This is a genomic window from Commensalibacter communis (assembly GCF_947179105.1).
In the GTDB taxonomy this organism is placed as follows: Bacteria; Pseudomonadota; Alphaproteobacteria; order Acetobacterales; family Acetobacteraceae; genus Commensalibacter; species Commensalibacter communis.
In genome coordinates, this window is record NZ_CAMXCK010000001.1 from 212,445 (window position 1) to 235,193 (window position 22,749).

General features: G+C 38.6%; 20 protein-coding genes. 9 read left to right on the forward strand and 11 right to left on the reverse strand.

Annotated elements, in window-relative coordinates; translation table 11 throughout:
* Positions 1-2 precede the first annotated feature (2 nt).
* The 3 genes from PQG52_RS01060 to PQG52_RS01070 are packed head-to-tail and all read right to left on the reverse strand — an operon-like array spanning position 3 to position 4,740.
* Positions 3-2,738, reverse strand: coding sequence for a DUF4159 domain-containing protein (locus PQG52_RS01060; RefSeq protein ID WP_271827501.1), 2,736 nt, complete (start codon positions 2,736-2,738; stop codon positions 3-5).
* Positions 2,735-3,727: a DUF58 domain-containing protein gene (locus tag PQG52_RS01065; RefSeq protein WP_271827502.1), complete on the reverse strand. Its 993-nt coding sequence runs from the start codon at positions 3,725-3,727 to the stop codon at positions 2,735-2,737. Before PQG52_RS01065 ends, PQG52_RS01060 begins: the two co-directional genes overlap by 4 nt.
* A gap of 2 nt (positions 3,728-3,729) precedes the next feature.
* The gene (locus tag PQG52_RS01070) at positions 3,730-4,740 is read right to left on the reverse strand and encodes an AAA family ATPase (RefSeq protein ID WP_408869527.1); all 1,011 of its coding nucleotides are present in this window, start codon (positions 4,738-4,740) and stop codon (positions 3,730-3,732) included.
* A gap of 168 nt (positions 4,741-4,908) precedes the next feature.
* Between PQG52_RS01070 and PQG52_RS01075 the strand changes: the two genes are divergently transcribed.
* The 4 genes from PQG52_RS01075 (at position 4,909) to PQG52_RS01090 (ending at position 10,733) form a co-directional block, all read left to right on the forward strand.
* Positions 4,909-6,135: a CCA tRNA nucleotidyltransferase gene (locus tag PQG52_RS01075; protein WP_271827503.1), complete on the forward strand. Its 1,227-nt coding sequence runs from the start codon at positions 4,909-4,911 to the stop codon at positions 6,133-6,135.
* A 154-nt stretch (positions 6,136-6,289) separates the two neighbouring features.
* Positions 6,290-8,002 carry an ABC transporter ATP-binding protein gene (locus PQG52_RS01080; protein ID WP_271801108.1) on the forward strand — a complete coding sequence of 571 codons (1,713 nt, stop codon included), beginning with the start codon at positions 6,290-6,292 and terminating at the stop codon, positions 8,000-8,002.
* 50 nt (positions 8,003-8,052) lie between these two features.
* Positions 8,053-9,153 carry an HlyD family secretion protein gene (locus PQG52_RS01085; protein WP_271827504.1) on the forward strand — a complete coding sequence of 367 codons (1,101 nt, stop codon included), beginning with the start codon at positions 8,053-8,055 and terminating at the stop codon, positions 9,151-9,153.
* Positions 9,150-10,733, forward strand: a complete 1,584-nt coding sequence (locus PQG52_RS01090) for a DHA2 family efflux MFS transporter permease subunit (protein WP_271801003.1) — start codon at positions 9,150-9,152, stop codon at positions 10,731-10,733. The genes PQG52_RS01085 and PQG52_RS01090 overlap by 4 nt, the downstream gene beginning before the upstream one ends.
* Before the next feature lie 61 nt (positions 10,734-10,794).
* Here PQG52_RS01090 and PQG52_RS01095 read toward each other — a convergent pair whose 3' ends face one another.
* The 3 genes from PQG52_RS01095 to PQG52_RS01105 all read right to left on the reverse strand — a co-directional run bounded on the left by PQG52_RS01095 (position 10,795) and on the right by PQG52_RS01105 (position 13,993).
* On the reverse strand, positions 10,795-11,268 hold the full coding sequence (locus PQG52_RS01095) for an RNA pyrophosphohydrolase (protein ID WP_271789308.1): 474 nt from the start codon (positions 11,266-11,268) through the stop codon (positions 10,795-10,797).
* 20 nt (positions 11,269-11,288) lie between these two features.
* Positions 11,289-12,842 carry a S41 family peptidase gene (locus PQG52_RS01100; protein WP_271827505.1) on the reverse strand — a complete coding sequence of 518 codons (1,554 nt, stop codon included), beginning with the start codon at positions 12,840-12,842 and terminating at the stop codon, positions 11,289-11,291.
* A gap of 122 nt (positions 12,843-12,964) precedes the next feature.
* Positions 12,965-13,993, reverse strand: a complete 1,029-nt coding sequence (locus PQG52_RS01105) for a murein hydrolase activator EnvC family protein (RefSeq protein WP_271827506.1) — start codon at positions 13,991-13,993, stop codon at positions 12,965-12,967.
* Between PQG52_RS01105 and PQG52_RS01110 the strand changes: the two genes are divergently transcribed.
* Entirely contained in the window at positions 13,986-14,348 is a 363-nt protein-coding gene (locus PQG52_RS01110; protein WP_271827507.1) for a hypothetical protein, read from the forward strand. The two genes, PQG52_RS01105 and PQG52_RS01110, sit on opposite strands and share 8 nt — an antisense overlap.
* On the opposite strand, the gene gpmI is transcribed toward PQG52_RS01110, so the two are convergent.
* Complete coding sequence (gene gpmI / locus PQG52_RS01115) at positions 14,306-15,832, reverse strand: 2,3-bisphosphoglycerate-independent phosphoglycerate mutase (protein ID WP_271827508.1); 1,527 nt, start codon at positions 15,830-15,832, stop codon at positions 14,306-14,308. The genes PQG52_RS01110 and gpmI overlap by 43 nt on opposite strands.
* A 207-nt stretch (positions 15,833-16,039) precedes the next feature.
* On the opposite strand from gpmI, the gene msrB reads away from it, so the two are divergent.
* Entirely contained in the window at positions 16,040-16,435 is a 396-nt protein-coding gene (msrB, locus tag PQG52_RS01120) for a peptide-methionine (R)-S-oxide reductase MsrB (RefSeq protein ID WP_271801000.1), read from the forward strand.
* A gap of 3 nt (positions 16,436-16,438) precedes the next feature.
* On the opposite strand, the gene PQG52_RS01125 is transcribed toward msrB, so the two are convergent.
* Positions 16,439-17,623, reverse strand: coding sequence for an MFS transporter (locus tag PQG52_RS01125; protein ID WP_271827509.1), 1,185 nt, complete (start codon positions 17,621-17,623; stop codon positions 16,439-16,441).
* A gap of 790 nt (positions 17,624-18,413) precedes the next feature.
* Here PQG52_RS01125 and PQG52_RS01130 point away from each other — a divergent pair.
* Positions 18,414-18,554, forward strand: coding sequence for a hypothetical protein (locus PQG52_RS01130; RefSeq protein ID WP_271827510.1), 141 nt, complete (start codon positions 18,414-18,416; stop codon positions 18,552-18,554).
* A gap of 126 nt (positions 18,555-18,680) precedes the next feature.
* Here PQG52_RS01130 and PQG52_RS01135 read toward each other — a convergent pair whose 3' ends face one another.
* On the reverse strand, positions 18,681-19,880 hold the full coding sequence (locus PQG52_RS01135) for a threonine ammonia-lyase (RefSeq protein WP_271789300.1): 1,200 nt from the start codon (positions 19,878-19,880) through the stop codon (positions 18,681-18,683).
* Positions 19,881-19,895: 15 nt separating this feature from the next.
* Positions 19,896-20,372, reverse strand: a complete 477-nt coding sequence (gene greA, locus PQG52_RS01140) for a transcription elongation factor GreA (RefSeq protein WP_271827511.1) — start codon at positions 20,370-20,372, stop codon at positions 19,896-19,898.
* Positions 20,373-20,540: 168 nt separating this feature from the next.
* On the opposite strand from greA, the gene PQG52_RS01145 reads away from it, so the two are divergent.
* Entirely contained in the window at positions 20,541-21,629 is a 1,089-nt protein-coding gene (locus tag PQG52_RS01145) for a DUF1176 domain-containing protein (protein WP_271827513.1), read from the forward strand.
* A gap of 10 nt (positions 21,630-21,639) precedes the next feature.
* The gene (locus PQG52_RS01150) at positions 21,640-22,176 is read left to right on the forward strand and encodes a chorismate--pyruvate lyase family protein (RefSeq protein WP_271827514.1); all 537 of its coding nucleotides are present in this window, start codon (positions 21,640-21,642) and stop codon (positions 22,174-22,176) included.
* 41 nt (positions 22,177-22,217) lie between these two features.
* Here PQG52_RS01150 and PQG52_RS01155 read toward each other — a convergent pair whose 3' ends face one another.
* Positions 22,218-22,724, reverse strand: a complete 507-nt coding sequence (locus PQG52_RS01155) for a phenolic acid decarboxylase (RefSeq protein WP_271827515.1) — start codon at positions 22,722-22,724, stop codon at positions 22,218-22,220.
* Positions 22,725-22,749: the final 25 nt, after the last annotated feature.

Below are 22,749 nucleotides of genomic sequence, written 5' to 3' on the forward strand. Positions count from 1 at the left end.
TATTATTGTTTCCCTAATTGCTTAAGCAAGGCAGAAACATGAACCTGATCTGCTTTATAACTGCCTGTTAATGCGTACATGACCAAGTTTAGTCCAAATCGATAGCTGAGGTTACGTTGTTGTTCTGTATTTGGAAAAATTGGATAGGTCGGATTACCATCTTCCGTCGTTGCCCAAGCATGCGCCCAGTCATTTTCACCAATAATCACAGAGCTGACCCCATCATTAACCAAAGGATTACTTTTAGCAATCCATACAGGCATGGCATTATATCGTCCAGGAAAAGAGTGTAAGATATAAAAGGTTCTGCTCAATAAATCTTTGTCAGATAAGGTTGATAGAGCAGGAATTTTGAGGCCTTCTGTCGCAACTTTCAATGCTTGTGATGTGCCAGAGGCTTCACCAGCAAACTGATCAGGATGAACAGCTTCTATGGTAGAAGACGAATCATGTCCTTGTGTATCTAAAACCAACAAGCCTCCATGGGCAAGATAGTCGTTTAATACATCAACACGTTTTGGATTGGGTTGTAAATCTGCGGTAATTGGCCAATAAAGAATAGGATAAAAAGAAAGATTATCTTTGGTCGGATCAACAGCTTCAGGCGATGCCAGTTGTAGAGATGTTCTATCCGAAATAAATTTCGATAATCCCTCTAACCCTTGTTTAGATGCTAGGTTAACCGCTGGATCAGTTGTTAAAATATATCCTAATCTGGTTTGTAATGCAGCTTTGGGCACAGAAGGGGCATCTGTTGATTGAGCAAATCCATTTGTGCTGAGGCAACATAAGGCTAAGATGAGAACTGTACTAGATGTTTCCGTTTTTCTGAGATATCCTCTTAAAAATAGACTTGCTAATATATCTAATAAGATCAGGCAAATACTAATTATGATAAAAATGCTGCCTAATGTGTAAGAAAGGGAGACGCTACCTAAGGTAATTAATTTACCAATGGGTTGAGAAGCTTTTAAAGCTGGCACATGGTCGCCTAAATTGATAGCAAGCGAAGTTCCTGTATTTCCATATAATCCAGGTGGATGTTCAGGGGAGATGGTGAGTTTTCGTGATATCTCAAAAGAGATCGGTTTTGCATAAGGGGACGGAGCTTCTAAACTACCCTGACCATTCAAGGTTAAAATAGGATTTAAAATTTCCCCTGCTTGTGTGGATTGCACACCAAAGGAAATTTGTATCAACCGATTGAGCATATCTTCAAACAAACTGGATAAAGGCAAAGAAGACCAATCTGGAGTACTATTAGTATGGAATAAAATAACTTGCCCTTTGCCAACAGAGCGGTGGGTAACTAATGGTGTGCCATCTTCTAATTTTGCCCAGATATATTTATCATTATCAAGAGTAGGTTTGACTAGGACTTGTTTGCTAATCGTGACATCTCTGGGGATTGTTAACCCATTAAATGGAGATTCTTGAGGAAATGGTGCGATTTTTTGTGGCTTTTCCCACGTCATTGCGCCACCCAATTCTCTGGTTCCTTGCAATAAGGGAAGGGGAATTAATGGAGTTTCTTGTTGATTTAACGTGCTGCCAGCGACTAAATCACCAGAAAAGCGGATCAGCATTCCTCCTTTTTTTACCCATTCTTGTAGTTCTTTTTCTGATTTTGGATCGGAAAATAACGTATCAGGTGCAATGATAACCGATATAGGTTGAGATAAAAGTTCTTGTATGGGATCTTCTTTAATATCTCCCAAAGGTGCTAATGCTTTTTTCAAATAATATAGAGAACCAGTAAAAGGCGTATTGCTATTACTTGACGCAGAAATAAAGCCAATAATATGTTTGCGATTATTTTCATCTAGAAGATAAATACTACCCGCACTGGGACTATTGGCGACTTGTAAATAATCTATTTTATTACGTGCTTCTAAAGGTAATGTCAGTTCTATATCGCTTTTTGCTGTATTTGCAGCAATAGATTTTTTAATAGAAGAAATTAAAACGCCTTGCTGTGTATAAGCCTGCAAATTTAATATTCGTTCCGTAGGACGAGGTAACAGCTCGACAGATTGAATTAACCCATTTTGTGTTGGTGTATTTTTCGTAAGCAAAAGCGTTGATAAGGCAGCATCTTGAGGACGGATTTCATATAAATTGGTGCTTTGTGTAAGCTTGTTTCGAAAAGATGTATCTTTTTGATGGTCGATCCCATCAGAAAGATAATATATCACTTTGTAATGTGGTGCTTTATTAAGCGTTTCAGTTGCTTTTTGATGATTAACAGACCAAGGCATTGGGTGCAATGCATTGAATTGAACGGAGGCAGAGCTATTTGAAGAGAGTGATACAATTTTTAAACCGTTATTTTGTTCATCAGGTGCGGTTAATAATAAACGAACTGGCGTGCTTTCTTGTTGAGCTTGGGTTAAAATCTGTGATGCACCTTCGATAAATTGCGACCATTGAGAGGCTGAAGCCCATCCATTATCTATGACTAGTAAAATTGGGTCTTTGGAGTGTTGGACAGATAGATTTTTAGAGGGAATAACAGGTCGAGCCAATCCAATAATTAACAAAGCCACTGCTAATAATCGCAACAAAATCAACCACCAAGGGGCATGCACTGCTTCATGTGCTTGGGTTTGCAGCTGATGGAGTAATCGAATAGGAGGAAAGGATTGTTCCCTTGGTCGTGGTGGGGTTGCCCTTAAAAAGAACCAAATCAGAGGGAGCAATAAAAGTGCGAATAGGATATAAGGGGTCAGAAAGATCATGTTAATCTTGAATTGCTTTTACTTGATAAAATATTCCATGCTTGCAGCAAAATCTGTGCAGCATTACGATCAGAGAAATCACAAAGCATAGGAATCCCTACATTTTGGCTGAGGCGCTTTAGTTTATGTTGATGGTCTGTCCATAGTTCTTTGTAGTTAGCAGAGGATTGTTTGTTATTGGATAAAATCAAACCTTCTTCGCCTTCAAGCCCAATAAATTGAATACGTCCTTTAAAAGGAAGCTCTTTTTCTGCTGGATCTGTAACTTGTATTAACAAGATATTACTGGGACGTTGCGCCATTTGTTTTAAGAACTCAGCTAGTTTTTCATAAGGATATAAAAAATCACTGATTAAGACCGTCCAAGCATGCGGAGAAACATGTTCAGGCATAGGAAATGGATTAGCAGAGCTGGCTTCAGATTGTGTTAATTGTTCAGCTAACGGATAAAGTTGGTGGGTGCCGCGAAAGCTATTGATCTGTTGGTTAGGAAGCAGTAATTTCACACGCTCCCCGCCACTTAAGAGTAACGAGCTGAGTGTTAATCCCAGCAAGAAAGCTCTGTTTTGTTTGGTAGGTAAATCGGGTCGAGAATGCCATTGCATTGATCCAGAAACATCGCACCATAAATATAAAGTCTGTGTATTTTCTTCTTCTGTCTCTTTGACGTAAGCTTTGTTGCTTTGTGCGGATTTGCGCCAATCAATTGCTTGGATAGATTCGCCAGGTAAGGCATGGCGATATTGCCAAAATTGACTGCCTTGTCCTGAGCGTTTGCATCCGTGGCTCCCTGCTAAGACTGTTCTGGCAATTCTATGTGACGCCAGTAACAAATCAGGTAAACTTTGGGCAAGATGTTCGGATGACGGGACAATAGAATTTAATGAAGTAGTATGATCGGGTCTCGATGATGCAGAAGTCGATGATCCTTGTGAATTTTTATGAAGTGTTTTTTGTAAAAATTGTGACCACCAAGAATCTTTGACCATGATTAGATTGCTTTGTTGAGGAGGTTTTTAAGGATATCATCAAGTTGTATATTTTCTGCTCTAGCCGTAAAAGTAAGCGCAATACGATGTCTTAAAACAGCAGGTGCCAAGGCAATAAGGTCTTCTTGATTAGGAGCCAAACGTCCATTTAACAACGCACGCGCACGCACTAATAACATCAATGCTTGAGCCGCTCTGGAACCTGGACCCCAAGCAATATTTTGTTGAATGAATGGATCATCGCTGCTTTCTGGTCGTGCGTTACGAACAAGTGTAAGGATATTATCTACTAAATTTTCACCAATTGGTAGCCGTCTGATTAGCGCTTGTGCTTTGATTAATATCTCTGGAGTGATGATTTGTTGAGCCTTGACTTCATCAGCACCCGTTGTTGCCAATAACATTGCTTTTTCAGTCGCTTGATCGGGATAGGTAAGGTTTACCTGAACCATAAAACGATCTAATTGTGCTTCGGGTAAAGGATAAGTACCCTCTTGTTCAATAGGGTTCTGAGTTGCCAAAACATGAAAAGGTGCAGGCAGAGGATAGTCTTTTCCAGCAATAGAAATATATTTTTCTTGCATCGCTTGTAGTAATGCGGATTGTGTTCTGGGGCTGGCACGGTTAATTTCATCCGCCATTAATAACTGACAAAAAACAGGGCCTGGAATAAAACGAAAACCTCGTTTTCCCTGTGTATCTTCGTCTAAAATCTCACTTCCAGTAATATCAGCAGGCATCAGATCAGGGGTAAATTGAACCCGTTTCGCTGATAATCCCATGACTGTTGCCAAAGTGCTGACCAATTTTGTTTTCCCAAGTCCTGGGGCGCCAACCAATAAAGCGTGTCCTCCACTAAGGATGCTGGCAATAATTTGCTTTATTTCTTCTTGTTGCCCATAAATGACGCGGCTAGTTTCAGTGATGGCATTTGTTAAATGAGTGCTAATCATATCAGCAAGTTGCGTATCATCAAGTTGAGGATCAATAGGCATTTTTTCTAAAGAGGTCATGTGCATTATACGGAGTTAAGATTAAAATAAATAGCGAATAAGAAAGTTGCATTTTGCAGTATAAAATATACTAGGAGTATACTGCAAGTTTTGTAAAATATTTTAAAGCAATTTATAAATAAAAAAACGTTTATTAACTATATTTCAAATAAGGAAAATGATTCAATTATGTCTATCTTAGAAAAATTATCCTGTTTGAATGAGGTTAATCTCATATGGAATTCTTTACCACAAGCGCGTTTGGTTGGTGGCGCTGTAAGGGATCTATTAGTTGGCAATAATATTGCAGATGTTGATATGGCGACCCCAGAGCCTCCCGAACTAATTATGAAAAACCTTAAAAACGCAGGCATTTCTGTAATCCCGACAGGATTATCACATGGAACTGTCACGGCAATTATTAATCATCATCCTTATGAAATTACAACGTTGCGAAAAGATGTTGTCACCGATGGTCGTCACGCTCAAGTGGTATGGACGGATAGTTGGGAAGAAGATGCTGCACGTCGAGACTTTACCATTAATGCCATGTTTTGTGATCGAGAAGGTAAGATTTGGGATTTTTATAATGGGAAACAAGATTTACTTTCTGGAAAAATACGGTTTGTAGGGAACGCAAAGGAACGTATCGAGGAGGATGTCCTGCGTTCGTTACGTTTCTTTCGGTTTTATGCCCGTTACGGCAAACAAATATTAGATGAAGATGCTGTCATTGCAATTCAACAGACGACACATCTATTAAAAAATCTTTCGGCAGAACGAGTTTGGTCTGAATTAAAGCGTATTTTAACAGGTCCTATGACAGCTGATATTATGCAAATGATGGATCATTATGACGTTCTGTCAGCGTTATTACCTTTTGGATATGATGTATCATTCTTTACAAAAATGATACAAATGGACGCGCCTAACCATCCAATCTTACGTCTTGCTGGGTTGGTCACGGGTGAGGGTAATGTTATCTCAAAACAATTGCGCCTGTCTCGTCAAGAGGAGCAACGCTTATATGCTTTACAAAAAACATGGAATATTCATTCCCAAGATAATGATATTCAATTACGTCAATTACGAGCTTTATTTGATTTAGAGCTGTTAATTTATTGTAGTTGGATGAAACAACTTCGTAACGATCAACCATCATCTGAATGGGATCGATGGAGAGAGAGGTTGGCGGCAATTGAGCAACCTGTTTTTCCAGTCAAAGGCAAGGATTTATTTCAGTATGATGTCCAGCCTGGGGTCGAGATGGGGGAGGCTTTGTCACAGATAAAGCAATGGTGGTTGCAACATGGTTGTTATGGAGATCAACAAGAGTGTTTAGAGTGGTTTAAAAACAACAAAGAAAAAAGGATTGATATAAATTATTTAATTTTTGGTGATAAATGGTTTAAATAGATATCACCAATTTTGTGAACATGATGTGTATCATTATATTTTGAATTATATTTAAAGAAAATCAATAGTGACTTCTATTCTGAAAAAACCAATAAGCCAAAAGAAAAAAACAATTTTATCGTCATTATTTGGAAATAATCCAAGTTTTCCCTATATGCAGCGGTTGTGGAAAGAAGAAATTCGCCTGCACCCAAAGCGTATTTTAATTATTGTTGTGTTAACAATGATAATGGCTGGGCTGACGGCTTTGTATCCGTTGGTGATTAAACGTGCATTGGATATGTTTAAGGATAACGATCCCAGAATTTTGTATCAAGTGCCTTTATTGGTGATTATGGTAACCGCTGCCAAAGCCGCATCGCAATATGGTCAGACATTAGCAATTCAAGGATTGGTGCTGGTTGTTATCCGTGGTCTTCAGAAGAAGATGTTTTTACATTTAGTTTATTCCGATATTGCCAAAGTTGAAAAAGAAGCCCCTGCGCAATTAGCTTCACGGTTTACCACAGATGCTTTGTCGATCCGCGAAGCTATGATAAGGGTTGTGAATGCTTTTGGAGACAGTATTACCGTTGTTGGGTTGATTGCTTCGATGTTTTATATGGATTGGGAGCTTAGCTTGATTGCTGCATTATTATATCCGATTGCTGCGGTTCCTATTCAAAAACTAGGAAAAAAAGTTCGCCGTGCATCTGGAAATATGCAAGAGCAAATTGGTAAAACCGCAGCTTTATTAAATGAAACATTTGCTCAATCCAGAACAGTGCGTGTTTATGGAATGGAACAACGGGAAATTGAACGAACGGGGCAATCCTTTGATCAGCTTTATGACGCGACATTAAAAATTATCAGTGGTAGAGCAAGAGTTGATCCCATTATGGAAGTCCTTGGCGGAACGGCTGTTGCTGCTGTTCTTGGGTTTGCTGGATGGCGCGCTGCGATGGGTGGGGCGACACTGGGGGACTTTTCTGGTTTTGTGGCGGCATTATTGCTAGCAGCTCGTCCATTACGGGCATTGGGTTCCTTAAATGCAGCAATGCAAGAAGGGATTTCAGGGTTGGATCGTATCTTTAATATGATTGATGATCCAATCGAAATTAAAAATAAACAAAACACAGTCGCTTTGCCAGAAGGTCAGGGACAAATCAAATTCGAAGATGTGCATTTCATTCATCCTGGCCGTCAGTTGGGGTTGCAAGGGTTAGATTTTAACGTCGCATCAGGACTAACGGTTGCTTTAGTCGGGCCTTCTGGGGCAGGAAAATCGACAGCATTAACGCTTATTCCAAGATTACATGACGTGCAAAAGGGACGTATTCTTTTTGATGGCGTAGATTTGCGCGATCTGAAAATGGATGAATTACGTGCTGCGATTGCATATGTTCCACAAGATCCTTTATTGTTTGATATGTCGATTGTAGACAATATTTTGATTGGTAAATCTGATGCAACGAAGGCTGAACTTGACGAGGTGTTAGAGGGTGCAGCAATTAATCAATTTGTTCATAACTTACCCCAAGGCTTGAACACCAGAGTAGGATATGGTGGGCAGCTTTTATCTGGCGGTCAAAGGCAACGTGTTGCGTTGGCAAGGGCTTTGTTAAGAAATCCACGATTATTGTTACTTGATGAAGCAACAAGTGCGTTGGATACAGAAAGCGAATATATGGTTCAACAAGCATTGGCAAAGCTGCGAAAAGGTAGAACCACGTTAATTGTTGCCCACCGTTTATCAACAGTGCGTTCTGCTGATTTAATCGTTGTCATGTGTGATGGTTTAGTGGCAGAGTACGGAAATCATGAAACATTAATGGATTATAACGGGTTATATGCACGACTGGTGCAAACACAAGATTTGAATCGTTAATTATATTGTCTATTTATTAAAATAAATTACTGCTTTTAAAAGGAAAATCAATGGCACAAACAGAGGATGAAACAGATCAAGAATCTGTTTCAGCAGTCGACAACTCAGTAAAGAAAAAAGGTAGTTCTTTTAAAAAATTATTAATCATAGCAATATGTTTAATCTTAGTTGTTTGTGCTGGTGTATATTGGTGGTTAACCCGCCATGATATTGATACAGATGACGCATTTACTGCCGGGCGAATTGTGTATATTGCCCCGCATGTGAATGGATATGTTACGGCTCTTTTGGTTAATGATAATCAATTTGTTCATAAAGGTGATCTATTATTTAAAATTGATCCTCGAGATTATGAAGCTGCTAAGAAAGAGGCAGAAGGCAATTTAATCCGAGCGCAAGGGCAATATATTGCGTCGCAATATATGTTAGAAGTCGCAAAAAAGAATTATCCGGGCAAGCTTAAAGTTGCTCAAGGCGATTTAGGTATTGCTAAATCTCAGGCTTTCAAAGCTAAGACAGAATATGCAAGGCAGCATAGTATTGTTAAAGCGGCTACCACTCAACAAGCGATCGATAATTCAACAGCTGCTTACGAGCAAGCTAAGGCGGAGATTATTAAAGCAGAAGGTAATCTGTTAATTGCCGAACCTGTAGAAGCAAATATCCAAACCAATAATAGCCAAATTAATGAACAAAAAGGCGCGTTGGAAGCAGCTGAAGCAAAGTTACGCCAAGCAGAGCTTAATCTAGGTTGGACAGATGTCAGAGCCCCTCATGATGGTTGGATTTCAAAACGAAATATTGAACAGGGGAATTATGTCACCACGGGTCAGTCTGTGTTGGCGATCGTAGAACCAGAAGTGTGGGTTGTTGCCAATTACAAAGAAACTCAAATTACAGATATGCGCCCTGGGCAGAAAGTTAAGATTGAAGTTGATGCCTATCCATTTCTTGATTTAGAAGGACATATTGATTCTATTCAAGCAGGGACAGGCGCCGTGTTTAGCGCATTCCCTCCTGAGAATGCAACGGGGAACTATGTAAAAATTGTTCAACGTGTTCCCGTTAAAATCTTGATTGATAAGGGATTAGATCCAAAGATTCCTCTTGCAATAGGATTATCTGTTGTGCCAACGGTTTATACAAAATGAGCGAAATGGTCGTTACGGATGATAGCATTGACCGTAATTCATGGAAACCAAAGCATAACCCATGGTTAATTGCAGTGGTAGTCACACTTGCTGCATTTATGGAGGTTTTGGATACAACGATTGTGAATGTATCGTTGCCTCATATTGCAGGCACATTGTCGACTACTTATGATAATGCGACGTGGTCTTTGACCTCTTATTTGGCTGCCAATGCTGTGGTTTTGACAATTTCTGGATGGCTTGGACGTGTTTTAGGGCGAAAACGGTATTTTCTGATTTGTATTGGGATGTTTACTTTATCCTCTTTTCTTTGTGGAATGGCCAGCAGTCTTGGGGAGTTAATTATTTTTCGGTTGATGCAAGGTTTTTTTGGCGGTGGATTACAACCTAATCAGCAATCCATTATTTTAGATATTTTCCCACCTGAAAAAAGAGGAGCAGCTTTTGGCTTAACCGCCATGGCTACAGTTGTTGCACCTATTTTAGGGCCTTCGTTAGGAGGATGGATCACAGACAGTTATTCTTGGCGTTGGGTTTTTTACCTGAATGTTCCCATTGGTATTATCACGATTTTTGCGGTGATAATGTTACTGGAAGATCCGCCTTGGGCAAAAAAACGTAAAGAGAGCGTCGATGTTATCGGATTAACCTTGATTACTGTTGGATTGGCTTGTTTGGAAGTCATGGTTGATCGTGGTGAAGATGCAGATTGGTTTGGATCGACAGCGATTTGTTGGTTGGCATTTTTTGCTGTTGTTGGAATTGTTGGGGCAATCTTTTGGTTATTAAAAGCCAAAGACCCTGTGGTTGATTTGCGTGCCTTTAAAGATCGTAATTTTGCAGTAAGTTGTATTCTAATGGCGGGGCTGGGCGGATGCCTTTATGCTTCTGCTATTATTGTTCCTCAATTTTCACAACAAATTATTGGCTATACAGCGTTTCTTTCTGGCTTGGTCTTAACCCCAGGGGGAATTGTGATTGTAATTTTGATTCCTTTGGTGGGTCGATTAATTAATTTTGTGCAAATTCGATATGTCATTGCTTTTGGTTTTTTCTGGATGGGGACATCAATGTTTATCTCTGCACATTTGACCCCAACACTTGATTTTAATCATTTAGTGTTGTTTCGGATTGCTCAAACAGCTTGCTTAGCATTTTTGTTTGTACCTTTATCGACCATTGCTTTTATGACCATTCCTGCCAAATATAATGCCGATGCTTCTGCATTATTCAGTATGGTTCGAAATGTTTTAGGGGCTTTATGCATTTCTGGTGCCACAGCATTGGTAACGAATATGAGACAGATTAATCAAGCGCATATTGTACATACAATGAGTCCATTAAATCAGCCATTTAATGAATATCTTGCACATATGAAAGCCGCTGCTCAACAGGCAGGCTATGCCGCTCATGAGCAGACGAATGTTGCAATGTCATATTTATATAAAGATTTTCAAAAACAAGTAGCAATTTTAGCTTATAACGACGTTTTTATGATTATTGGTTTTTGTGCATTCGCTTTCGTGCCTATTTGTTTTTTATTGGATGGATATACTGCTAGAAAGAAAAAATCAAAATAGAAACAAAAAAGACATTCTTTTAGGGAATGTCTTTTTCTATAAAATTCGTACGATAAATAAATTATATGTGCGTATATTTCTTAAAATGATCTGATATTTTCATGTAAATATCATATTTATATCCTGTTTTAATTGTCTTTAACTCAGTGATATCGATCCATTTCCACTCATCAAATTCTTTTTCAACATGATTATCAAGATCGATATCCTCATCTTTTCCCGTAAAACGAACAGCGAACCATTTCTGAGTTTGCCCTTTATATTTTCCTTTTAACGGATTAAGGAGAACATCAGGAGGGAAGTCATAAGAAAGCCATTCTGGATATTCTTCTAATATCTCAATTTGATCTGTGCCAATTTCTTCAGCAAGTTCTCTTTTGATCGCTTCAGAAGGATTTTCATTGGCATCAATCCCACCTTGAGGAAATGACCAAATCCCTTCCTTAGCTAAATCATGTCGAAGTGCAATAAAGATTTTCCCTTTAGGATTAAAAATGATTGCAGCAACATTGGGACGATAAGGAAGGTCAGTCATAATACTTTATATTCTTTCAATTAATGCGCAGCAGGTTGATGTGTCTGAGGAGCCTGCTGTTTATTATCAGTAGGCTTATTCTCATTCGCAGGCTTGGGTGTGGCTGCAGCGGGCTTGTCCTTTTTCCACACATCCGGATGTGTCACTGGGTCTGGTTTGATTTCAGGAACAGGTGTTTCTTTTTCAACAGGCAAACCTGCCATAGAGCGAACAACCTTTAACCCCTGTTGTAATTGGAAGTCAGTTGCAGGTTTACTGTAATCATATTTGGGCCAGTTTTTAGGTGGCTGTTTAGGAATAGAGGTCGCAATTGCAGGAAGATCGTTTCGAATAACGGGTTTTTCTTTGTTACCACCTTCATTTTTAATGACGTGGTTCAAATCTGCTTCACGGATGCTGAATTCAGGTTCATCATAACTATCTTGCACAGGAATATCAGGCGTAATGCCCAAGCCTTGGATGGAACGACCAGAAGGCGTATAATAACGTGCAATGGTTAAACGGATCGCGCCATTTCCAGGAATAGGCATAATGGATTGCACAGACCCTTTACCAAAGGTTTTACCACCAAGGATAATGGCTCTACGGTGATCTTGTAAAGCACCAGAAACGATTTCACTTGCTGATGCAGAACCACCATTCGTTAAAACGACAATCGGCAAACCATTGGTAATATCTTTACCTGAAGCATTCCAACGATGATTTTCTTTTGGATCTCTGGCTTTTGTTGAAACAATAGCACCTTCTTTGATAAAGTCACGGCTGACAGCGATGGCTTGGTCAAGTAACCCACCGGGATCATTACGAAGATCAATAATAAGCCCTGCCAATTTTCCGCCAGCTTCTTTTTGTAGTTTATCATATGCCTTCAGCATGCCTTTTTCGGTTTCTTCGTTGAATTGAGAAATACGAATATAACCAATTTTTCCATACAAAGCCGACTTAATGACTTGAATATGAATAATTTCACGTGTCATTGTGACTTTGATTGGCTTAGGTGTTTTTAAACGCAACAGAGTCAATGTAATAGGCGTATTGGGTTTACCACGCATTTTGTCAACGGCGGTATTTAATGGGGTTCCATCAATATTCTTTCCGTCAATCGCAATAATATAGTCGCCAGCTTTGATTCCAGCACGAGCCGCAGGGGTTCCATCAATAGGGGAAACCACTTTGATATGACCATCTTCTTCTTGGACTTCCAGCCCCAATCCACCAAATTCGCCTTTGGTTTGGATTTCCATATTGTGATATTGTTTTTCAGTCATATAGGAACTGTGTGGATCAAGACCCGTTAACATTCCGTTTAGGGCATTTGTGATTAAATCACGATCAGAAACAGGTTCGACATAATTTGCGCGGACACGTTCGAAAACATCACCAAACAAGGTTAATAAACGGTATGTTTCGGCACTTTTATTAGCGTTAGTTTGATCTTTTTTTACTTCTTCAGCAAGCGCTTGGACCACTAAACTATGATTAGAAAAAGAAGACCATTGACCGAGCTGGGAACCAAGCCCAACACCAGCGATTAAAAAAGCAGTACCTACAAGCAGCCCTTTACGGAACTTCATGCTGATTTTCTCCTGACAATCTATCCCTTATGGGGGAGCGTTAAAGTAAATGATAAAAAGTAAAAATGTCATTGTAATATTTGTATATAATTTTTCTAGTATAAAAATAGAAAAAAAGCGATCTATAAAAATGGTGAAGGGTTAATTGTGCGTTCCCCACGGCGCAGCTGCACGAATAAAGTTGGGCGTCCTGTACCAGATGATCCTGACCATGCAGGCATACGTCCGATCATCACACCTTTGCTGACACTTTGTCCAGCGCCAACATTCAATGCACCCATCCCCGCCAAAACAAAGCGGTAATTTTTTCCACAATTTAGGATAATCATTTGACCATATCCACGAAAAGAACTGGCAAATTCAACCTGTCCACTACAAGGTGCACGGACGGAAGCCATTGATTGTGGGGCATAGGTTGTTCCTTGCGCTGGCCCTGTATCGGTTGAGCTGCCCCACAGGGAAACGATACGACCAGCAACAGGTGCACCTTTGCTGCTTGATGTGCTAAGACCTGGTCCATCATTGCTTTGGGTAACTGTTTTAATTTCTTTCTTAGCAGCTTCAGCTTTGGCTTGATTACGTGCACGCTCTGCAGCAAGGGCTTCTGCCTTTAAACGTCTTTCAGCGGCTATTTTTGAAGCAGTAATCTTTTGAATAGCATCATTGATTGTATTGGCTTTTGCAGCAGCTTTAGCAGCGTCTTGAGAAACTTTGAATGCAGTGGATGCAGAACGCTGTTGAATGGCTCGGGCTTCTTTTGTAGCATTTGCAAGCTGGTCTCGTTGCTTTTCTTGTTCTTTATGTAACGCTTCTAACTTGGATGTCTCATCCGCTAATTTTACTTGTAAATCATTTAGTTCTTTTTTGTGTTGTTTGATGATTTTTGCTTTTTGTTCTAGCTGAGCAGAAACGCCTTTAATGATTGATAAACCAAGCGTTGAGCGGGACGAATTGATAGGGGCAGCAAGTAGGGTATCCGTTGGATATAAAGAAAGACGTTCAATAACTGGTAAGAACTTAGAAAATTGTTTTGATTCATCTTGGAGCTTTTGATTTAAAATCTCCATTTGTTTCTTTAATTGTTCAATTTGTTCTGACAGCTTTTCTGATTTTGTTTCTGTTTCTTGTAGTGCGCGGGTTGCTTTGAGCATTTCATTATTAAGTGCTTCGGCTTTTTTACGATCTTCAGCAGCTCGTTTGATGGCGCTTTCTTTTTGTTGTTTTAAATCTTTTAATGCTGTTGTGGCTTGCTGTTTTTGTTGTTGTAAGCGTTTTTGTGCATCTTTTGCTTGTTGTAAGGCATCTTTTGCTGACGTTGGTTTTTCTGCTTTAGCAGCAGAATCATCGAAAAAAAATAAAGCGGAGGAAAAGAAAAAGGCGCAACTTCCCCTTAAAACGATTTTTAAAAACCGCTTTGAAGAAAAAAGGGGATATTGCGTCGTCTTTTTCAGAAAACCCTCGTTTTATTCTGAGATTAATGTTTTGCCAGTCATTTCTTTGGGTTGAGGCAAATTCATTAAATGCAATAAAGTAGGAGCCAGATCAGCTAATCTTCCGTCGTGTAATTTCACTCCAGAAACACCCGCAAGGATGACAGGGACTTTATCAAGTGTATGTTGTGTATGGGGTTCCCCTGTAACAGGATCGACCATAATTTCACAATTTCCGTGATCTGCGGTAATAATCAACGCACCATTTTGTTGTTTGATCGCTTTGACAACTTCACCTAATGCTTGGTCAATAGCTTCTACAGCTTTAATCGCAGCATCCAACATTCCTGTATGCCCAACCATATCGGGATTAGCAAAATTCACCACAATCAAATCGTATTTTTGACTGTTTATTGCCTCTACAATTTTAGACGTAAGTTCGGGCGCAGACATTTCTGGTTGTAAATCATAAGTAGCAACTTTTGGTGAGTTCACCAAAATGCGATCTTCACCAGGGAAGGGTTCTTCACGACCGCCATTCAAGAAATAAGTAACATGAGGGTATTTCTCCGTTTCAGCAGAACGAAGCTGTTTTAACCCAGCTTTAGAAACCACTTCACCTAAGACATTGTCAATAGATTCTGGCGGAAATAAAACCCCCATATAGTTTGTAAGAACATCACTATATTGCGTCATTCCTAAAACTTTGGAGAATTTAACTATTTTGGAGCGAGTAAATCCATCAAAGTCAGGAAATAAGAACGCATTCATTAATTGACGAATACGGTCTGCACGGAAGTTAAAGGATAAAATACCATCGCCATCTTGCATGCCTTGGTAGTCATTGATAACCGTTGGTAAAATGAATTCATCAGTAATTTTTTCATCATAAGAATCTGTGATAGCTGATAAAGCATCCCCTTTATGTGGACCTTCACCTGAGATCAGCGCGTCATAAGCTTTTTGTACACGATCCCAACGTTTATCACGATCCATGGCGTAATAGCGTCCAGAAACGGTTGCAACCTTCACTTCTTTAGGGAGTTCTCTTAAAGCTTCTGTAACAAATTCCTTAGCCGATTCAGGGGGGGTATCCCTACCATCTGTAAAGATATGCAATGCAACTTTGATGCCTGCTGCATGTAAAGATTTAGCCAAACCAACTGCATGATCTTGATGGGCATGAACCCCACCAGGAGAGAATAATCCAAGCAAATGGCAAGTACCACCATTTTTCTTTAAGGTATCAATAAACTCAACCATTAATGGTTTTTGAAGAATAGAGCCATCTTTGACCGCTTTGCCAATTTTCGGCAACTCTTGCATAATGATACGACCTGCACCGATACCCATATGACCGACTTCTGAATTACCCATTTGACCGTCAGGCAAACCAACATCTTCGCCACTTGCTTCAAGTAGAGCGTGTGGGCATTCTTTTAATAAATAATCTAAATTAGGCGTATTTGCGTTTGCAATCGCATTATTTTTACGTTCTGGATTATATCCAAACCCGTCAAGAATGGTTAACATGACTGGGCGATATTTATATTGAGTCATTTTGATATCCTATTCCTTGAAACAAGTAAAAAATCAAATAAATGTTTTATAATGTGTATGTTAGAATGTACTAGTAAGAATATTATGGAGATGACTATAACATAATAACAGACATTGCTTGTGAATTTTTTCTATAAAATGAAGAAATGTTTTTTATAGTGAATATGATAATTTTTCTCATCAGGAACAATATAAAGGTATATTATAATGACAAACCAATCAAAAAAAGAGTTTTTATGGGTTTCTGATCTGTCTGCTGAGCAATTAAGAGTTATGCGCGATCATGGGACAGAACCCCCAGGTAGTAGCCCACTTAATTATGAAACGCGCTCAGGGATTTATTATTGTGCAGGGTGTCATACGCCATTATTTCATGGGGATATGAAATATGATAGCGGTTGTGGTTGGCCAGCTTTTTTCACCGTTATCGATAATGCGGTTGAGACGGAAATCGATCATAGCCATCACATGGTAAGGACAGAAGTTCACTGTGCTAAATGTAAAGCGCATTTAGGGCATGTTTTTCCAGATGGTCCTCAACCAACGGGTGAACGATATTGTATCAATGGAATTTCTTTGAAATTTAAAAAAGAAGATTCTTAAGTATTAAGATATGTTTGAAAATGATTTTGATGTGTTTGCAATCAGCCAAAAACTTAATCCGATGATGGCAATGATGGATAACGCTAAAAAGGCTGTGCCATAGTTATAATCTTTTGCAATGATGCCAGCAATAGAGGGGCTGAAGGCTGCACCGATTCCTTGAACCGTCACAATAATGCCTATGCCCGTATTAATCCGTCCCGATCCATCAAGGATGCGAGCGGTTAAACCAGGCACGGCAACGCCCATTAATCCAGCACCGACACCGTCCAGCATTTGTACTGGGATTAAAATATAAGGATGTTGGATGAAACCAGCCAACAATCCTCTGACGGGTAAGGCAATTAAGGCAAAGATAAAAATAGATTTATAACCCTTTGTTTGCGCGACTTTGGCAGCTAATAAAGCCATAGGAACCATTGTAAGTTGAGCAATAATAATAGTTAATGCTGTATAAGCTCCAGGATTGCCTGCAGTGCCTCTGGCAACCATTGCTTGGCTTAATAAGGGGAGCATAGCAGCATTTGCTAAATGAAAAAAAGCAACGGTAATTGCGAGGACTATCATTGATCTCTTTTTTAATAAATCCAAGATAGATTGAGGATCTTTATGTGTTTCACTTAGACCTCGGGCTGCTTGATAATTAATGTTTTCGGGGCGAATAAATTGAATGGTTATTATAGATAATATTGTCCATACAATCATGAGGGCAAAAACAGCTTTTAATCCGAAATAATAACTAAAAACCCCAGCCATCATTGCTGAAAAAGCATTGCCACCATGATTATAAGATTCATTGCGCCCCAGCTGATGATTATATCCTTTTTGCCCAACCAATCCTAGGGTTATTGCATTAATCGCAGGCGGAATAGCAGCCCCAGCAATAGCTGCTAAAATTTGTGCCGATATCGTCATATAAAAAACAGGATAAAAATAATTTAAACAACACGCGAGAATAATAACTAATGCAGAAACAATAATAACAGCGCGTTTAGCATGGATGATATCAGCCAAGGTACTAATAGGGGTGGTAACAATCATTCCTGTCAGACCACTGATGGTCATCACCCATCCAATTTGATCAACTTCCCAATGATGTTGTTGCAGAAATATAGCCAGAAAAGGCCCTAATCCATCCCTTATGTCTGACAGAAAAAAATTAAGAAGATTTAATGGGAGCAGGTTCATGATCGTTCTATAGAATATTAAATATATATAAAATGTTAATCTGTTTTCGAAATATTGAATAGAACATTGTTTTGTTTGGTGAGCATATATTATATAATTTGACAGCTTCAGATGATTCATCAAATGAGTAATAAATGACCGAGATAAATTCACAAGCTCAAGAACAAATCTGAAAGAAAATTATAAAATATTTTTCTGATGAACTAAAGAGTTTTCCTAAGGAAATCAAGCTTGGTCTTGTTATAAACAAAGGTCGATATATTTTGAATTCCGAGCAAATTTATACGATATTGGCACATATCTCAGATGATACGGGTATATCAACGGTTTTATTACGAAGTATTTTCCCATATAGTCGTTTTTTTTTTACAACTAAAGTAGATATTTCTATATCATTTGGGGTATTCTGTTTAATTATTGCTTCGATCACTTTTTTTATAGATCGAGATAATAATATTTTCTTTTTTTTGTTTTTTTATCATGTTTACTTTTTACATTTGCACTTTTAAAATTTATTATAATCAGTCTTATTAGAATTCTTAAACCAGTATTAACAATTGCATCGTTTATCAAGACTATTACTGTTATTATTGATGAGCACCGTGATAAATTAACTTTTGGAATATCTATTCAAGATCGTCAAATATGGCGCACAAAGATTTATGAAATATGTTCTCGATATAAAAGTATATTTTGGTCAAAAGGCGAGTTTCTTCCTGCGTTGATCCTTCCTTTATCAGATCCTGATGGATATACGTTATCGCTTATGATTGAGGAGTGCGCTGAAATAATGTCGCTTCCTTTTGAAATAATTGATTGCTCAAGAATATATGAAAAATATACTGACCTTAATGAGGATCAGTTGTTAACCGTCGTGCATTTTGCAGATTTATTAATTGATTTTTGGGCAGAAAATCAAATAAAAAACTGACTAAGCTCTATGCGCGATTTGTTATAATAAATCAATTATAAATTAAAATATTTTCGTAAAATCAAAAATTAATCGGATCAACAAAGTAGCTTAATAAACTATTTTTTTGTTGATCCAGATGGATGATTAAACTCGTTCGACTTTGTATTTAGCTTGCAAACATTCGACAATTTCTTGAGAATGTTCTGCACTGCGTGCTTCAATCATAATTTCTAGTACGGCTGATTGTACGCTGGACGTCGTAAATAAACGTTGATGAGAAACTTCGATAATATTACCGTTCATTTCTGTGCCGATGATATGAGAAATATCAGCCAATACACCAGGACGATCAGGAATAAAGAACCGTAATCTCAGCAAACGCCCTTCACGTAATAGGGTACGTAGCAATGTGTTGGCTAAGATACGTGTATCAATATTAGCACCACTGATAGGGAAAGCAATATTCTTATTTTTGAAACGCTCTGGATAGGTCAAAATCGCAGCTAAAGCATTGGCACCAGATCCTTCAGTGACTTGTTTAGCGTGTTCGGCAGTTAATGTAATGGCATCTTCAATCGCCTGTTCAGGAACGGAGATAATATCATGCACATGCTTTTTAATGACTTCGAACGGATATTGTCCTAATTTCCGAACAGCTGTTCCTTCGGCAATAGTGGCTCCGCCTAAAACAGGTAAATCTTTGTTCTGTGCCATGGAATAAGAAAAGAATTGCTCACTTTGCACGCCAATTACTTTGGTATATGGACGTAACGCAGCGGCGGCAATTGCAAACCCTGAAATTAATCCACCACCGCCCACGGGAACAAGTAAATAATCAAGTTCACCAGCATCTTCAAAAATTTCTAATGCCGCTGTGCCTTGCCCAGCCATAACAGCTGGATCATCATAAGGGTGAACAAAAATACGCCCTTCTTTGGCAGCTAATTCATCAGCGAATAAAGAGGCTTGGGCAAAATCTTCGCCTTCTAGGATAATTCTTGCGCCCCATGCAGCGGTTCGATTGACTTTTGCAACGGGGGTAAATTTTGGCATAACGATAATGGCATCAATACCCATTACTTGTGAATGACGAGCAACCCCCTGAGCATGATTACCAGCAGAAACGGTGATTACACCACGTTTCTTTTCTTCTTCAGTCAGCATTGCCAAACGATTAGCAGCACCACGTTCTTTAAAAGAACCGACAGACTGTAAGTTTTCAAGTTTTAACGTAAGATTGGCACCCACGCGCTTTGACAAAGATTGACAAGCAATGGTTGGAGTACGGGTGACGCGACCTTTGATCCGTTCTGCGGCAGCATAGATATCATCGATAGAAAGCATTATTTTTAACCAGACCTAGGCACCATAAGTAATATCAAGGATTTCATAAGAGCGGTCTCCACCTGGTGCAGGAACGGAAACTGTTGATCCTTTTTCTTTTCCAATTAAGGCTTTTGCCAATGGTGACGAAATAGAAAGCAACCCCTGTTTGATATCTGCTTCATGAACACCGACAATTTGATATGTCATTTCTTTGTCGGTTTCTTCGTCGACCAACACTACTTTAGCACCAAATTTGACAGTGCTTCCTGAAAGTGTAGAGGGGTCGATGACTTGTGCAGAAGAAATAATTTGCTCAAGTTCTAAAATACGTCCTTCAGTAAAAGATTGACGATCACGAGCAGCGTCATATTCTGCATTTTCAGATAAATCACCATGGCTGCGTGCTTCAGCGATCGCACGAATAATTTCAGGGCGTTCTTTATCTTTAAGGCGACGAAGCTCTTCTTCCAGACGTTGAAGCCCTTGTGCCGTCATTGGAAATTTTTGCAAGATTTACTATCCTTTAAAAAACGAACAAGAAGATACTATACCGAAAATCAATATAATAATAAATAACTTTCTACGGAAACGAAGTAATGATTATCAAAATATTATTTATTGTTCAATAAATATGAAATATATCTGTAAAATATAGATTATAGAACAGGATTACAAAAGATGCAGTATCCGATGGTTGTGGGGCTTGTTGGTTTAGGAATAGGGCTGAGTTCAGTAACATATGCTGATAAAGTTGCGTATCCTAGTTTTGAGTATAAAGATTGGCAAATCGTTTGCGATAACACTCGTACATGTCGTGCTGCGGGATATTCTGCTGAAGAGGCTTCAAATCGTGTGAGTATCCTGTTAACCAGAAAGGCGGGTGCAGGGCAAGATGTATCAGTCAAAGTAAAATTTTCAGACATTTCTGATGATGGTAGTACTATTAACGAGCCTCATATAATTACCTTGAATATCAATAATCATTCTTATGGTGTAATTGGTAAGGTCATTAGTACAGAAGATAGAGCCCATTCATTAAATAAAACCCAGACAGATGCTTTAACCAAAGCGTTAAAAGGCACATCAACAATCACATTTACTGGTGAGGGCAAAGAGTGGGTTCTGTCAGGGAACGGAGCTGCGGCGACCTTATTAAAAATGGATGATATTCAAGGACGTGTTGGAACGCCATCTGCGTTGATCAAAAAAGGCGCTAAGTCAGAGGATAGTGTTTTACCGGCACTGGCTCAGCCTGTTATTCACCAACAACCTATTCCTAAAGAAGAACCAAAATTATGGCAAAGCAAAATTGATTGGAATATATTGAAAAAAGAACTTCTTGTAGGCAAGACATTCGAAGATGATGATCGTTGTGAGTTACTAACTGAAGAAGATACAGATTTAGGAAAGTTTGATCCTCAAGTTATTGCGGTATTATCTCATAAACGCCTATTGGTTAGTGGTCTATGTTGGCGAGCAGCCTATAATGAGGGATATGGGTATTGGATTATTCAACAACAACAGCCTTATAAACCTCAATTGATCACAACGATGGCAGATATTACGTTGGAAGGCGACTTTAAAAAGAATAACACAATTGACTCTTTTATGAAGGGCAGAGGGCTTAGTGATTGTATATCTCGTATGTCTTGGGTATGGGATGGAGAGAATTTTATAAAAACCTATGATGGTAACTCTGGAATGTGTCGGATGATCACTCTTGGTGGGGCATGGGATTTGCCAAGTTATATTGCCAAAGTTCAGTGAGTTTTATAAAATGATATCGTTAAATTGGTCTACTTATTCTGAACTATCAACGCAGCTATCGAATATAGAAGTTGATTGGCTGTTTGATCAAGGATCACTGACTAGACGTTTGATTAAACTCAGCGACGATCAATTTTCTCTTGAAATTTTGTTCGAGAAAACACAAAAGTTGCGACAAGATGAATATGAATATTTAAATATATCTTCTTTATCACAACAAAACGTAAGGGAAGTGCTTTTAAAGGGAAAAGAAATTCCTTGGGTCTATGCACGTAGTGTTATTCTTTGTAACAATATGGATCAAAATATTACAAATATCTTGATTAATATAGGCCCGAACCCACTTGGTTCGATTTTATTTGAAAAAGATCAATATAATCGCTCTGTTATAGAAGTAACAAAGTATCCAGTTGACCTTTTACCATTTGAGCATTCCGATAATGATTTATGGGCTAGACGCTCAAAATTTAATAGCGATACGCACATTGTCTTGGTACAAGAAATATTTTTATCCGACATTTGGAGAGTTATACAATCTATAAAATAATGGATGATTGCATCATCATTTTATAGATTAGAAATTAGTTATTACACTAAATTATTCGGAAAATCTGCTGGTAACTCATTTGCAGCACAATTAATAACATCTTCATTATCGATCCCGCGATCTTTAATAAAAGTAATATTAGCAAACTCATCAATAATTTCGATTGGATAGGTTGGTCCAGCTTCGCGATAAAATTCCATCAAAGGCAAATTGTCATTTTGAAAGCCTCTAGTTCTTTCGGGATGATTTAAAATCCAGCGAGGAAAAAATATGGTTCCTTGGTAAAAATTATCCTTTAGATTAATGATTATGCTGACATTGGTTCCTGTGGGTTCCGTCCAAGAAATTTTACATATTTCTGTGGCAATTCTGGCAATATGTACAGGTTGACTTTTTACCCATCGTTGCCCGATAAGACCGTTATGAATGCGATAATCGACGATATTTTCGTTTTTGATATAAAGTTCGTAATTCCAACCATTATCATAGGTAAAAATTAATTGTCTACCAAGAAAATGTGAAAGATCTTTTCTATCAAAATGAGGCATGGAGATTTCCTTTAGTATTACCAGA

What these genes read in the sequence shown, in the direction of transcription:
- PQG52_RS01095 (WP_271789308.1), bottom strand. Translation starts at nt 11,268, where the DNA reads ATGACTGACCTTCCTTATCGTCCCAATGTTGCTGCAATCATTTTTAAT.
- PQG52_RS01085 (WP_271827504.1), top strand. Translation starts at nt 8,053, where the DNA reads ATGGCACAAACAGAGGATGAAACAGATCAAGAATCTGTTTCAGCAGTC.
- PQG52_RS01125 (WP_271827509.1), bottom strand. Translation starts at nt 17,623, where the DNA reads ATGAACCTGCTCCCATTAAATCTTCTTAATTTTTTTCTGTCAGACATA.
- PQG52_RS01105 (WP_271827506.1), bottom strand. Translation starts at nt 13,993, where the DNA reads ATGCTCAAAGCAACCCGCGCACTACAAGAAACAGAAACAAAATCAGAA.
- PQG52_RS01100 (WP_271827505.1), bottom strand. Translation starts at nt 12,842, where the DNA reads ATGAAGTTCCGTAAAGGGCTGCTTGTAGGTACTGCTTTTTTAATCGCT.
- PQG52_RS01145 (WP_271827513.1), top strand. Translation starts at nt 20,541, where the DNA reads ATGCAGTATCCGATGGTTGTGGGGCTTGTTGGTTTAGGAATAGGGCTG.
- PQG52_RS01150 (WP_271827514.1), top strand. Translation starts at nt 21,640, where the DNA reads ATGATATCGTTAAATTGGTCTACTTATTCTGAACTATCAACGCAGCTA.
- PQG52_RS01080 (WP_271801108.1), top strand. Translation starts at nt 6,290, where the DNA reads ATGCAGCGGTTGTGGAAAGAAGAAATTCGCCTGCACCCAAAGCGTATT.
- PQG52_RS01090 (WP_271801003.1), top strand. Translation starts at nt 9,150, where the DNA reads ATGAGCGAAATGGTCGTTACGGATGATAGCATTGACCGTAATTCATGG.
- PQG52_RS01130 (WP_271827510.1), top strand. Translation starts at nt 18,414, where the DNA reads ATGTCGCTTCCTTTTGAAATAATTGATTGCTCAAGAATATATGAAAAA.
- msrB (WP_271801000.1), top strand. Translation starts at nt 16,040, where the DNA reads ATGACAAACCAATCAAAAAAAGAGTTTTTATGGGTTTCTGATCTGTCT.
- PQG52_RS01065 (WP_271827502.1), bottom strand. Translation starts at nt 3,727, where the DNA reads ATGGTCAAAGATTCTTGGTGGTCACAATTTTTACAAAAAACACTTCAT.
- gpmI (WP_271827508.1), bottom strand. Translation starts at nt 15,832, where the DNA reads ATGACTCAATATAAATATCGCCCAGTCATGTTAACCATTCTTGACGGG.
- PQG52_RS01075 (WP_271827503.1), top strand. Translation starts at nt 4,909, where the DNA reads ATGTCTATCTTAGAAAAATTATCCTGTTTGAATGAGGTTAATCTCATA.
- PQG52_RS01135 (WP_271789300.1), bottom strand. Translation starts at nt 19,880, where the DNA reads ATGCTTTCTATCGATGATATCTATGCTGCCGCAGAACGGATCAAAGGT.
- PQG52_RS01070 (WP_408869527.1), bottom strand. Translation starts at nt 4,740, where the DNA reads ATGACCTCTTTAGAAAAAATGCCTATTGATCCTCAACTTGATGATACG.
- PQG52_RS01060 (WP_271827501.1), bottom strand. Translation starts at nt 2,738, where the DNA reads ATGATCTTTCTGACCCCTTATATCCTATTCGCACTTTTATTGCTCCCT.
- PQG52_RS01155 (WP_271827515.1), bottom strand. Translation starts at nt 22,724, where the DNA reads ATGCCTCATTTTGATAGAAAAGATCTTTCACATTTTCTTGGTAGACAA.